The organism is Microcoleus sp. Pol12B3, from assembly GCF_036701355.1.
Lineage (GTDB): Bacteria > Cyanobacteriota > Cyanobacteriia > Cyanobacteriales > Microcoleaceae > Microcoleus.
The window spans coordinates 41513-53862 of the sequence record NZ_JAUBQS010000046.1 but is presented as its reverse complement, the minus strand read 5'-3'; the positions used below and the strand labels follow the sequence as shown (position 1 = coordinate 53862).

The 12350-nt window shown below is 47.8% G+C and carries 9 protein-coding genes; 1 reads left to right on the top strand and 8 read right to left on the bottom strand.

Features of this window, described 5'->3' with window-relative positions:
• Positions 1 to 329: 329 nt before the first annotated feature.
• A complete protein-coding gene (locus QUA53_RS20960) occupies positions 330 to 458 on the bottom strand; it encodes a hypothetical protein (RefSeq protein ID WP_333099557.1) in 129 nt (42 codons plus the stop codon).
• A 138-nt stretch (positions 459 to 596) separates the two neighbouring features.
• The gene (locus QUA53_RS20955) at positions 597 to 1880 is read right to left on the bottom strand and encodes a glutamate-5-semialdehyde dehydrogenase (RefSeq protein WP_333099559.1); all 1284 of its coding nucleotides are present in this window, start codon (positions 1878 to 1880) and stop codon (positions 597 to 599) included.
• A 226-nt stretch (positions 1881 to 2106) separates the two neighbouring features.
• On the opposite strand from QUA53_RS20955, the gene QUA53_RS20950 reads away from it, so the two are divergent.
• Positions 2107 to 3831, top strand: coding sequence for a zinc metalloprotease HtpX (locus QUA53_RS20950; RefSeq protein WP_333099560.1), 1725 nt, complete (start codon positions 2107 to 2109; stop codon positions 3829 to 3831).
• 327 nt (positions 3832 to 4158) lie between these two features.
• Here QUA53_RS20950 and QUA53_RS20945 read toward each other — a convergent pair whose 3' ends face one another.
• The 6 genes from QUA53_RS20945 to QUA53_RS20920 form a co-directional block, all read right to left on the bottom strand.
• On the bottom strand, positions 4159 to 5229 hold the full coding sequence (locus QUA53_RS20945) for a class I SAM-dependent methyltransferase (protein ID WP_333099562.1): 1071 nt from the start codon (positions 5227 to 5229) through the stop codon (positions 4159 to 4161).
• Positions 5230 to 5310: 81 nt separating this feature from the next.
• Positions 5311 to 6033 (bottom strand): peptidylprolyl isomerase, encoded by a 723-nt coding sequence (locus QUA53_RS20940; RefSeq protein WP_333099564.1) that lies wholly within the window; start codon positions 6031 to 6033, stop codon positions 5311 to 5313.
• 98 nt (positions 6034 to 6131) lie between these two features.
• Positions 6132 to 6875, bottom strand: a complete 744-nt coding sequence (locus QUA53_RS20935; RefSeq protein WP_333099565.1) for a hypothetical protein — start codon at positions 6873 to 6875, stop codon at positions 6132 to 6134.
• Positions 6876 to 7026: 151 nt separating this feature from the next.
• Positions 7027 to 7548 (bottom strand): DUF4242 domain-containing protein, encoded by a 522-nt coding sequence (locus QUA53_RS20930; RefSeq protein ID WP_333099567.1) that lies wholly within the window; start codon positions 7546 to 7548, stop codon positions 7027 to 7029.
• 244 nt (positions 7549 to 7792) lie between these two features.
• Positions 7793 to 9001: a flavin monoamine oxidase family protein gene (locus tag QUA53_RS20925; protein ID WP_333099569.1), complete on the bottom strand. Its 1209-nt coding sequence runs from the start codon at positions 8999 to 9001 to the stop codon at positions 7793 to 7795.
• A gap of 187 nt (positions 9002 to 9188) precedes the next feature.
• Entirely contained in the window at positions 9189 to 12305 is a 3117-nt protein-coding gene (locus QUA53_RS20920) for a BTAD domain-containing putative transcriptional regulator (RefSeq protein ID WP_333099571.1), read from the bottom strand.
• Positions 12306 to 12350: the final 45 nt, after the last annotated feature.

Sequence of the window (12350 nt, the reverse complement as noted above, 5' to 3'; positions counted from 1 at the left end):
TTTACTGCAGGCAAATATTTCTGCTGTTTTTCTGATCGACAGCTTCTGTTCTAAATGGGCTGCTACTATGAAAGGAGTGCAAATCTACTAAGTATGCTTTCATTGGTATATTATTTTTAGTCGATTCTATTGTACCTCATAACATCCGGAAGTGCTGTATTTCCAGACCAGACAGAATTAAGTAAAAATTACTCAAGTTGTCATTGGGAGCAGAAACATTAGACATCTCCCCAAAAGCTGAATCACCTACTGGGATACAATTGTGCAGAATATGCACAGCCAGTTGACTTCACCTCGATTTGACGACAGCATCAAGATGAGAAGCAATTCTACTTCTCTACTGCTGTTGCTAAACCTTCTGCTTTTTGGGCGAGCGATCGCAGCTTTGACGAACTGATTGTATGCGCTTGTGAGATTTGCTGAATTTCGTAAGGGTTAATTGTGATGCTAGCGGACATCTGTTTCACAACTCAATACTGTTGTTATTATAGCATTTATCAAAACTCATGCAACATTTGTTAGGGTTGATAAAATGTAGTATTGTCCCTTTTTTCAATGCTATTGTAGCGATGTTTTTCGCAAATAGTATTACTTTTTTACAAATCCCTATGAGTAAACCCCTTCGCATCCTTTCCCACATAACTAGCCGCAACATGGCCATCTCCAACAACTCGATACTTATAGGTAATCAACCCCTCTAAACCAACAGGCCCGCGAGGCGGCATTTGCTGCGTGCTAATCCCCACTTCTGCACCGAAACCGTAGCGGAAACCGTCAGCAAATCTAGTCGAACAATTGTGATAAACTCCGGCCGCATCGACTCCATTTAAAAATGTTTCGGCGGCTTCGCTGTCTTCGGTGACAATGACATCTGTATGTCTGGAACCGTAAGTATTAATATGATTAATTGCCTCTTCCACAGAATCTACTATTTTGATTGATAAAATCAAATCGCTGTATTCTGTAGACCAATCGGTTTCTGTCGCTTCGGCAATATTTTCTAGGAGGGCGCGAGTTTTTTCGTCTCCCCGCAGTTCAACTTTTTTCTGCTGCAAAGCTTCGGCAACTGCGGGCAGGAATTTGGGGGCGATCGCACTGTGAACTAACAAAGTTTCAATGGCATTGCAGGCGGCTGGATACTGAGTTTTGGTATCTACAGAAATCTCTACTGCTTTCTGAATATCCGCCGCTTTGTCTGCGTACAAATGACAAATTCCGTCGGCGTGTCCTAAGACGGGAATCCGCGTATTTTCCTGCACGAACCGCACGAAGGAATTAGAACCTCTGGGAATAATCAAATCTACGTATTCATCCATTTTGAGCAGTTCGATTGTTTCTTCTCGCGTGGTCAGTAACTGCACGACTTCTGGATTAACCGCAGTTTCTGCTAATGCTTGATGTATCACTTTTGTCAAGACTTCGCAGGAACGGACTGCTTCTTTGCCACCTTTGAGGATGACACCATTTCCCGATTTGATTGCCAAGGATATTATCTGAATTAAAGCTTCGGGGCGCGCTTCAAAAATAATGCCTAAAACGCCCAAAGGACAGGTGATGCGCTTCAGAATTAATCCTGTATCCAATTCGCGGTGAATTTGCAGGGAACCTACGGGATCTGGGAGTTTCGCAACGTCGCGCACGCCTGCGATCGCACTTTTCAACTTGCTCTCATCCAACTTTAGGCGATCGTACAGCGGTTTCGCAATTCCATCAGCCTCAGCCGCCTTGCAGTCAGCAGCATTCGCCGCCACAATATCCGGCGCAGCAGCTTCTAAAGCTTTCGCAATAGCTTCAATAGCTTGATTTTTGGCATTAGCGGACAAAACTGCCAATTTTCTAGCAGATACGCGCGTTTTTTGGGCAATTTCAATAATAGACATGGCAGTAACTTTTAAATAGTTTTGATTGTTGGGTTTTGGGTTTTGAATTTTGCATTAAATCCCCCCAAATAAATTTAGGGGTGGTTTTCAGTCTTAACAATTATAGAGAAAGTTCTATATTTTTGTTGAGATCCATGACAGCAATCTGCATTAACAGGTTAAAACAGTGAAGTATAGATAAAATCCCACGGTCATTTCCTTTTGTCAATAACCTTTGGAGATTATTATGTCATCTCACGCCCCTTTACGCAAGGCAGGGCGAGCCGCCAAAGCCGGCGTTAAACTGATACAGAAAACTGGCGGAAATCTCGTTTTAGCTTCTGGCGTCACCATCAGCCTGCTGTTTGGTATGGTGTTAGCGCTATCTTTAGCCTCTGTTTTGATTCTCAACAGTCCCGATCCAGTAGCCGGATTGGCGATCGCACTTCCCATAACTCTGATTTTTAACATCGCTGCTTTTTTCCTATCGCCTTACTTGATGGACTTAAGCCAAAATTGGCTCTACAATACCCGCTGGGTTTCCCTAGCAGAAATTGAAAGCCTAAGTCCCGAAACAGCGAAAGTTATTAAGAAGGTTTGCAAGCAGAAAAAACTCCAGCAGCCTCGTTTAGGAATTATCGACGATCAAAACCCTACTGCTTTTACTTACGGTTCATTTCCCAATAGCGCTCGCTTAGTGGTCAGTCAAGGTCTTTTTACCTATTTAGACGACGAAGAAATTGCCACTGTTTACGCCCACGAACTCGGTCACATCGTCCACTGGGACTTTGCAGTAATGACTTTAGCCTCGACTTTGGTGCAGATTACTTATTTAATTTACACAACAGCTCAAAGAATGGGTCGAAGTGGTGGCGAAAAAGCTAAAGATGCGGCCGGTACTGTAGCTGCTGTTGCTTATTTATTTTACATCGCCGGCACTTATTTATTACTGTATTTGTCGCGGACGCGAGAATATTTTGCCGACCATTTTGCAGCCGAAACAACCGGAAATCCCAACGCTTTGTCTCGCGCTTTGGTAAAAATTGCTTACGGTATTCTGGAAGAAGGACAAAGAGCAACCGAACCCAGCCGCTTATTAGAAGGAACTCGCGCTTTAGGCATTTACGATGCCAAAGCTGCCACATCTACCGGCACTGCTTACAGGATTACTTCGGAACCGGAAAAAATTGGGCGAGTATTTTTGTGGGATATGTTTAATCCCTGGGGTTGGTGGATGGAGTTGAACTCTACTCACCCGCTGACTGGTAAACGAGTTCGCGCTTTGAGCACTTATGCCGAACAATTAGGCTTGGATATTGAGTTTGACATGGGCCGGATTGTCGGCGAAGGCAACGATTTGAGCAAGCGGAGATTGTACGGCAATTTTGTGTTCGATTTACTGCTGTACAGTGCAGAAACTCTGGGGTTAGCTGTGGGTTTTGCGATCGGCATTTCCCTGTATGCTGTAAACCCGATGATGATGGTTGCTTGTCCTTTAATCGGTTTGGGTGCGGGAATTTTGCTCAAGACTTTGGTGATGTTCCCCAATTACGAAGAAGCAGAACACTTGGATGTTTTAACCTTAATGTCTGACCCTTATGCAAGTCCTTTGCGGGGTCAACCGTCGCAACTGCAAGGCGAATTAATTGGTCGCGGCGATGCGGGTTATACCTTTGGTTCTGATTTGAAACTGCAAGATAGAACGGGCATGATTTATCTGCGCTATGCTTCTCGTTTTGGGCCAATTGGTAATTTTCTGTTTGGCATGAAACGGGTTGAAAGTTTGATTGGAATGGATGTTAGCGCTTTGGGTTGGTTCCGCCGGGGTGTTGCACCTTGGATGGATTTGATTCAGCTTGAAAGCGATAGCGGTACGACGGTTAAGAGTTATCACCGCTTCTGGTCTTTTGTGATGGGTATAGGGGCGATCGTTCTTGGTATTGCAGTGCTATTTGTTTCATTTCCAGCTTGAAATTTGAACGCAATAAAGTCCTTACTACCAACAGGTTCATAGTAAAGACTTTATTCGCCTTAAATCAGGGTTAAGGAGGACAGCATTTGCGCCAACATAAGCAGTTGAGAGATTAACCTCTTCCTGATTAGAATCCCTGAGTGTTAAACTAGGAGCTTAACCGATGACTGAGGATTGTTAGGTAGTTTAGCTGATTTGAATTCCGGTGTGGAGGACAATTGCTTCAGATCGATGAAGACCGAAAATTGGCTGGTATCCAACAACCCCGAATTCGGCTGTTTTTTCTTCTGCAATTGTTGGCCTATAGCACAAATTTTGCACATGATTTTAGCTCTTTTTGAGGATATAATAGTCGTTCTGAAAATCATGGGCGAGTTGCTTGATTTCAACGCTGCTAAACCCAGCTTCACTCAAAAGTTTCAGGGCTTTTTCTTGACCCCACATCGCTCCCAGTCCCATACCACCGTAGGCTAAAGAAACTGTCATACAGTGCATACAAGAAATGGTGTATAGTAACGGTGCAATCGGATGTTCCATGTTGCCGCCTACATCCGTTGTGGCGCGGATATCTTGCATCAAGTAAACACCATCGGGACGCAGAGCTTTGTAGATGTTTTGGAGTACAATATCGGGTCTGGCTTGATCGTGAATTGCATCAAATGTGGTGATCCAATGGTAGCGATCGCACTCATCCAATGTCGCGGCATCCTTCACCTCAAACTGGATATTATTCAACTTCCGCAATTGCGCTTCGGTGTTGGCAGTGGCGATGGCTTCTCCCGAAAAATCATAGCCTGTGAATCGGCTATTCGGAAAGGCTTCAGCCAGCTTGTTGAGTGCTCGCCCGCTACCGCAGCCGACATCTAGCACCTCAATACCCTTTTCCAACGCTTCGGTAAGCCCAGGAATTAGCGGCAGAATGTGGTCAAATAGAGCAGATACCACGGTTTGACCGCTATCTTCTGCCATCACGGCATGAAAACGTTTGAACTCTGAGTAGGGTACACCGCCACCTTTGTAGAAACAATCGATAATCCGGTCTTCCACCGATGCCAACACCGGAATGAATTGAGCAAAGGGCGCAATGTCAGAAGCCGCAGCCCGTGTCAGGAATGCTGCATATTCTGTCGGCAAAGTGTAGGTTTTGTCGATCGAATTATAATCCACTAAGCGACCCGTTACCATTGCACCGAGCCATTCCCTCACGTAGCGTTCGTTCAATCCGGCAGCATCGGCAATTTGTTGACTGGTAGAGGGCGGCAATTCTGCCATTGTGTCAAACAGTTCGGTGCGATGCCCGATCGAAATCATGACGGAGAGTGCGCCACTGTTGAGAATGTCCAGCATCCGTCCGGCGAATGCTTCTGCTTTGGTTTGATCGAATGTTTGTGTCATCATAATTTAAGCGTGATGGTATTCAAAAGTTTCTATTTGGAAGATTGGATGTTGCCAGGGGTAAGAGCGTCAGATTCCTGCCCGTCAATTTAACATTTCACCTATCTGTTCTTGCACCCAAGTTTCAAATAATTCGCGCAGCAAACGTTGACGCATCGCTAGATCGAACTGAGCCGGAATCAATGTTTCTAATCTGACAATTACCAGCCATCCTTCTACAGGGATAGGATGCCAAAGCTGACCGGGCCGGCTTATCGCCAACAGATGCGCCAAATTCGGGTGGATTGTGCCGAGTTCTGCCGGGCCAACGATTCCATTGACTTGAGCTTCTGGGCCTTGGGAATACTCGCGCGCCAGTTCGGCAAAGGATTGCTCTTTTTCTTGAATCCGAAAATACAGTTCGCGCGCCATTTCTGCGTCTTTAACCCGAATCAAAGAATAGATGACTCGATCTAGCGATCGCTTGCGTTGCAGAAAATAGGACTCCAGTTTGTGATGCCAATTTTGGTGTTTGAATTTCTCAATTTTGAGCAGTCGCGGAATGAAAACAGTCTCTAAAAATTCCAGACTCATCCCGTACTGTTGTAGCCAAAGCTGCTGTGTGGTTTCGTCGATCAGTTGATTTTGTTCGTAGAACTGCTGGCGGACATTCACGATTTCTTCAGCGGTGCAATCGATGGGGGCGATCGCTTCATCAATGATGCTCTCGCGGTATAATTGGGGCAGCATTTGGTAGCTGGCAAGTCGAGGAACTATCTCCTCCCCAGAGATGGTGCAATTGCGGATTTGTAATAAAACTGCGGTCATAGCTGTCTGGCTTCAATTAAAGCAATTTGAACGAACAATTGATAGGGTAAGGTGCACAGTGTGCACCCTACAGATATAGTTTTTACATCCAGGATTTTCTAGTTGGGAATCGGAGTCAAGGTAACAGAATAATTAGTGTTACCTGTGAATTGAGAGGCTTGAAGATAGTAGTTAGTTGCAGGAGCCAAGTTTTGGACAAATCCTTCGGAAATAGTGCCTCGCTTAACCACACTTCCAATTACCTCACCTGCATCGACGGCGCGATTGTTGTTTTTGTCTTGAATCAATCGGAGATCGGCATCAGCGCTGAGATTATTGAGACCAAAGTGATAAAATCCCTGGGTATTGACAGCCAGATGGATAGTATCGGTGGTGTCGGTGTTACCCACCGAACCTTGATGAGTTCTTGGTTTGTCGTTGGAAAAGACGGCACCGAAATCATCTTCTACGGCGAGGACTTTGCTGGGTGTTCCGATCGCGTCAGCCGATACTCTCAAATTGTAGGGAGTATCGTTGAACGCACGGTTCCGATTGACTTGCACCACGTAATTGCCTGCATCAACGTCAGCAACTGCTGAGGACAAGTTGATTACTTCATCCAAACGCAATCGATCTGAAATAGCAATTTGCTTATCGTTACCATCAACTAAGCCATTGCTATTGAAATCGCGAAATAGTTGAACATTCAGATCGTCGGTCATACCAACTAGCCCAAGGTTGATATTTTTATCGCTATCCAGACGGAAACTGTAGGTGTCTTTGCTGTTGAGATTACTGATAGTGCGGCGCGGAACTACTACGGCACTATTAGATGGCAAGGTACCAAGGTCAAATTCAGCCATTTTATTTCTCCTTAAAGTGTAAAGGGATGAGTTAATTTGCTGGTTGTTTTATTAACTTGATATCAATCTAACGAGGCGATCGTTCCGAAACCGTTCCGAAAGCGTTCTCGAAGCGTTCCCAAAGCATCCAAGCGCGATCGTCCGCGCGAATTCAAGGTTTGAGAACTTCCGCAGACCAAACGCGATCGAAGGGAATTCCAGCTTTACCGTGGGCTTCTTGAATCACTTCGGCATCGGGCGCGTTCAGTTCGCACACCACGCGAGTTTTATCCAGCGACGCAGAGGAACGCACCCATTCAATACCCCGTTCCTCATAGCACGCTAAAATTAATCGATGGGCTTCGTTCCACTCTTCATCGGTAAAGCCATTCGGATAGCTTCCCTCCCACACCTTAAGGATTGGTTCGTTCCATACAGGGGGCACACCTTCAGGTTCAATAACTTGGGCTGTCCAAACCTTGCTAAATCCAACATCGGCTTGGCGATAAGCTTGTCGCACAGACTCTGCATCTGGTGCCTCAAAGGTGCAAATCATGCGATCGCGATCGGCTGATAGTAAAGAGTAGCACCACTTGGCATTTCTTGCCCCAAGACAATCCAAAACTCGCGTATCAGCTAACATTTCTGCGGTGATTGGTTGAGCGGCAACTGTTTCAACTTTGATAAGAGACATAATTACTTCCTCTTAATTAGTAATGACTGTTGATTGGTCACTGTTGACTGTTAACTAATGACTCATGACTAATTGTAGCGATTGATGATTTTCCTCACTCTCACCCGAATTTTTTCAGCGCCTCGCAGTGGACAATGTGAGCGAGTTTTCACCCCCCAGAATAAACGTGGATAAAGTCCGATCTGCGCTGGCATTCTCAGCCAATCTTTAAATGATAGTGCGATCGCACAAAAATATCAGAAAATTAACTTCTTGCCTGATGGATCTCTTTCGCAGTCCTCAATCCAGATGCTAATGCGCCCTGCATCCATCCCCTCGTAGTAGAAGTGTGTTCTCCAGCAAAATAGACTTTACCTTCCGACTTTCCAAGTTCATCAAACAACCTTTTTTCTTGGTCTTCAGTCGGGTATGCCCAACCTGACCTCGACCAAGGGTCTTTAGCCCAAGAATAACTGGTCATCTTGCCCTGATAAGCACTTACACCAGGGAGAATCTTTTCCCATCGCTGTAGTAATTGAGGCAATTGTTGTTCTGGGGCGAGGGCATCCATAGCAAGGGCATTTTCCCCTTTCAGATAAGCTTCCAAAATACCTGTTTTTCCAGGAAAATCCCAACTGGGTTGCCACAGTTCTTCAGGACGATCGTCAAACAACCCCCAACCATTCAATCCTGCTTTTTCCCAGAATCTTTCGGAGAATTCAACAAACATTCGTGTCGCTGCGCGATAGTTATAACCCCCAGCGATAGCAAGCTGTTTTTGAGGTGATAGTGGAGGCTGAAAATTTATCTGTCCCAAGACTGTCAAGGGAACAGTACATACTACGCAGTCTCCAGTGTATTGCTGTCCTGATTGGCACAAGACTTGAACCCCTGAAGAAGTTTGTTCAATGCGAGTAACCGCAGATCCGAGATGAATTTTATCAACTAGAGCGGTAGCAAAGGCTTGGGGCAATCGATCTGAACCTTGAGCAATTTTAACAACTTTTGATATGTCTCCTCCCGGTATAATTTTAGCTAAATCATCAGCAGGAATCAGAAGACGTTGCCCATTTTTCACGGAAATGTAAAGCCCATCTGGTGGTAAAAAACGCTTGAGAGTCAAACCAAAATGTTGAGCATAGCCAAGTGTTAAATTGTGATCGGATGGAATTCTTGCTGCTCCTGCTTCTACAAAATGATTATCACTAAAATTGCCTCGCAAGGTCAAAACTCTCCCTCCTACTCGCTCACGGGCTTCTAAAACCGTTACTGTATGACCTACTGCTGCTAACTCGTAAGCGGCAACCAAACCAGACAATCCCGCTCCAACAACGATCACTTTCTTAGAGGATAGTCCTTTCTCTAATGCTCCTGGAGTTCGGGAGTTTTGGGCTTTAACTTGAGCATGGGCTATTACCGCACCAAACGTTAAAGCGCTACTTAATAGAAATTGACGGCGATTCATTTTAAACATAGCGGTCTACCCAATAATTACAGTAATACTAAAGGTTTTGCATAATTTAGCAAAAAAGGAGAATATGAAGCAATTATCAAACAAGCGGAAGAGTTTAAAAAATTACATCGGCGATATGAAGTAAAGTAAAGTTCCCTGTGATGAACACCATCCCCAATTGCAGTTAGCTACAACTAATGACTAATAACTAATGACTAATCTGTTCGATCGCCCGATCGACAGCAGTGCGGGCGCGGAAACTCAGCGCAGGACGATCGATGCGATCGCGCAGGGATTGAAACCGCGCAGTCGCCCCCTCTCGATCGCCCAAACCTAAAGCACCCTCAATCAAAATCGCCCAAGCCAGAGCAATATCGCTGGGATGATCGACCGTCTGAGCAGCTTCTAAAGCAGCTTCGGCGCGGGCTGTTGCCAAAAGAGGCCGATCGCGCTCTAAATCCACTTGAGCCGCCCCAATCAGCACGTAAGACAGCATCCGTTTGGCATCCACCTGCTGCAAAGTCGCGATCGCCCGCTCCAAAGCAGCATCCGCTCCAATTTGCTGAAGCTGATAGTTTGCTAAAGCTAAAAGTGCCTGGGCGATCGCACCTTCACTGCCTTCGCCTTTAATTTTGGCTGCGACGATCGCCATTTCCTGACAATAAGGCAAGGCCGCCGCCGGATCGCCCGCTTCCAGTTCCGTCATCGCCAAATAGCTGAGGTTATAACACTCGCACCAGCGATCCTGCTGGGCCGCAGCCAATCGCCACGCCTGTTGCAACAAAATTCGCGCTTGGGCATAGTTCCCGTGATGGCGCCCTACAGCCCCCAACCCTTGGGCAATTCCGATGTTTTGAGCGCCAACTCTCGCCGCCAGGGACTGTGCCTCCAGCAACAAAGCTTCTGCCCGCGTCATTTCCCGTCCAATTTCAGCCAAGCAAGACCCGCTATATACCAGCAATCGCACGGCAGTAGCTGGACTGGATGCCCGACTTACCTCTGCTGCCCGCAGCGAGTGTTGGTGAACGTTAGCGAAGTTGCTGCGATCGAAATGCAGGATCACCAATGCCTCAAGTCCCGTGGCTTCTGCTTCTTCTAAACCGAGAGCATTTGCTTCATCGATTAAGCGGTGCACCTCGCTGTCGAGTTGAGAAACTCGATCGCCCGTAACGCCTGCGATCGCGCTCACCCGCAGCAATTTTAAATGCAGTTGAATGCGAGTGCGATCGTCAAGTCCCTGACACTGCTCAATCCCAAGCTGAGCTAGGTCGGACGCCTCCGTGTAGGCAAACAATTTCAGGCAGCGTTCGGCGGCTGACAAGGCGCTAGACGCTGCTAATTCTCGATCGCCCCCGATGGCCGCGTGACGGGCAATATCGCCAGCCCAGGCGTTGTCTGGTGTGGAGAGTTGATGCAACTTATGAGCAATTTGCAAATGTATTAAATGGCGGCGCGGTTGTGACAACTGCCGGTAGACAGCCTGACGCACAATATCGTGAGCAAAGTCATAGCCCATTTCGTCACCGAGAGAGGCGCTGGGACGGATAATGGTTTGTTGTTCGAGCTGTTCGATCGCCATCAGCAATTTCGGCAGCGGATAGTCTGCCACATGAGCCACCGCTGTCGGTTTAAAGCTCCGCCCCAATGCAGCGGCCCAAGGCAAAAATTCGCGAGCCGTGTCATCCAATTGGTGGAGGCGATCGCGGATCAAAGCCTCTAAATTATCAGCATGAGTAGACCGATCCTGGGACAATGCGCGGGCAACTTCCAGCGCAAACAGGGGATTGCCCCCACTATCGATAAATACGCGCTCCACCGCTTCTGGAGATAGCTCTAACGCACTAACCGCTTGCTGTCTGCGAATCAATTCAGCCGTTTGCTGTCGATCGAAAGGATGCAATTCCAGCGTTAGCAGCCGTCGCTCTCGTCTGAGTGCCTGCACCACCCGCGAAATGCCCGCATTCTCCTCTAGTTCCCTGGAACGCCCGGTGCAGGCGAATAAAACCGGCTTATGACTCAGCAAGCGGATGGCGTAGTGCAGCAATGCCGATGAGGCTTCATCGATCCACTGAATGTCATCTAGAATGACGATTAACGCAGCCTCACTGGCAGATTGAGCCAGCAATTGTACCACCGCATCAAACAGATGACTGCGATCGGGCGGAGCTTTCCCAGGTTGAGCGAGCTCTGGGAGCAAGAAACCTAGCTCCGGCGGAATGTTGAGGGCGGGGGGAATAACGATCGATCGCAAAGCATCAATCCAGATACCGTAGGGTCGCACCATCTCGGCGGCAAATCCGCGTCCCCACAGCACTTGAACCGCCTGTGCCGTGGCTCGCAGCTCTTCCAGCAAGCGAGTTTTGCCGATTCCGGGTTCGCCCGCGAGCAAGAGCACTGGCGATGCCTCAGCGTTAGCGTTCGCGCCACAGTTCCCAAGCAGTATCGGCTTTGCCCACTGCTGAATCGATGCCCATTCGCGATCGCGTCCCACTAGAGGCGACAAAGCCACAGGTGAGGGAAACAAATTCGTTTGGGGCGGCCCGGCGGACTGAGAGGATGGTTGAATGTCGGGCGCTTCGTCTTCTAGCAACAGTTGCTCGTAGAGCTTGCGAACGATCGCACTAGGGTCAACTCCTAGTTCCTCGCGCAGCAAAGTCATGCAGCGGTGGTAGACTTGGAGTGCATTGGCGCGATCGCCGTTCAAATGGTGCGATCGCATCAAAGCTGCGTAGCTGGTTTCGTGCAACGGATCGATCTCCAGTAAGCGCTGTGCAGAGCGGATTGCAGCCCGATAATCACCCTGAGCTTCCGACAGGCGAGTCAGAGATTCGAGAGCATGGAGCAATTTCTGTCGCAGGTGTTCGCGTTCTGGAAAAATCCACTCATCCTCACAACTCGGCAGCAAATCACCGCCGTAAAGCGCGATCGCTTGCTCCCAGGCTGTTCTGGCACCGCTAACATCTGCTGCTCGTTCCGCTGCTTCTGCTGCGGCGAATGCCCGTTCAAACTCAGCCACATCCAGCACGAAAAGCGCATGGGGATTCCATTGCAGGGTTTTGGCATCCGCCAGCAGGTAGCGATCGGCATCGGGGAGTCCGTGACGCAGGTGATGCAGTTCCCGGCGCAAGTTGGTGCGAGCTTGGGCCTCCGTTGAATCGGCCCAGAATTGAAAGGCAAGCCGCTGACGGGTTTGGGGGATATCGCGGTGCAGTACCAGGTAAGCCAACAAAGCTTGCGGGCGCTCTGCGGTGACACCGACAACGGGCTTGTCTGCACAGGAAAGGCAGAATCCGCCTAATAGTTTGATATCTAAGGTAGAAAGCATATAGCTAGATATTATTTGTGATTTTAATCCATGCTCCGGCGTGTC

Excerpts from the sequence above, each read along its gene's own strand:
- QUA53_RS20960 (WP_333099557.1), bottom strand. The coding sequence starts at position 458 with ATGTCCGCTAGCATCACAATTAACCCTTACGAAATTCAGCAAATCTCA.
- QUA53_RS20955 (WP_333099559.1), bottom strand. The coding sequence starts at position 1,880 with ATGTCTATTATTGAAATTGCCCAAAAAACGCGCGTATCTGCTAGAAAA.
- QUA53_RS20950 (WP_333099560.1), top strand. The coding sequence starts at position 2,107 with ATGTCATCTCACGCCCCTTTACGCAAGGCAGGGCGAGCCGCCAAAGCC.
- QUA53_RS20945 (WP_333099562.1), bottom strand. The coding sequence starts at position 5,229 with ATGATGACACAAACATTCGATCAAACCAAAGCAGAAGCATTCGCCGGA.
- QUA53_RS20940 (WP_333099564.1), bottom strand. The coding sequence starts at position 6,033 with ATGACCGCAGTTTTATTACAAATCCGCAATTGCACCATCTCTGGGGAG.
- QUA53_RS20935 (WP_333099565.1), bottom strand. The coding sequence starts at position 6,875 with ATGGCTGAATTTGACCTTGGTACCTTGCCATCTAATAGTGCCGTAGTA.
- QUA53_RS20930 (WP_333099567.1), bottom strand. The coding sequence starts at position 7,548 with ATGTCTCTTATCAAAGTTGAAACAGTTGCCGCTCAACCAATCACCGCA.
- QUA53_RS20925 (WP_333099569.1), bottom strand. The coding sequence starts at position 9,001 with ATGTTTAAAATGAATCGCCGTCAATTTCTATTAAGTAGCGCTTTAACG.
- QUA53_RS20920 (WP_333099571.1), bottom strand. The coding sequence starts at position 12,305 with ATGCTTTCTACCTTAGATATCAAACTATTAGGCGGATTCTGCCTTTCC.